The sequence below is a fragment of the Vibrio sp. 10N.222.49.C9 genome (assembly GCF_041474985.1).
GTDB lineage: Bacteria > Pseudomonadota > Gammaproteobacteria > Enterobacterales > Vibrionaceae > Vibrio > Vibrio crassostreae_C.
Map to the genome: position 1 here is coordinate 1 of NZ_JBFRVD010001399.1, position 263 is coordinate 263.

Annotated in this window: 1 pseudogene; it reads left to right on the top strand. The window is 46.8% G+C overall.

Going from position 1 to position 263, the window contains the following annotated elements:
* Positions 1 to 72: 72 nt before the first annotated feature.
* Positions 73 to 263, top strand: a pseudogene (locus AB4585_RS28470) (fasciclin domain-containing protein); the annotation flags it as partial.

A 263-nucleotide genomic window follows, 5' to 3' on the forward strand; every position in this document is an offset into this window, starting at 1 on the left:
CTCGTTGCGTAATCAATGTTGCATGTATCCAAAGCATTTGGATATTCGACAAGACAACACGAGGGATACGTTATGTTCACACAACTCGCAACAAAAGCAGTTTGGTTGGTCGGTTTACTGGCGCTAAGTTTTAATATCTATGCTGGCCATCACGGCATGAAAAAAGACATTGTTGATGTGGCGGCAAGCAATGACGATTTTTCAACGCTAGTCGCGGCGGTTCAGGCAGCAGGACTGGTTGATACGCTGAAAGGCGAAGGCCC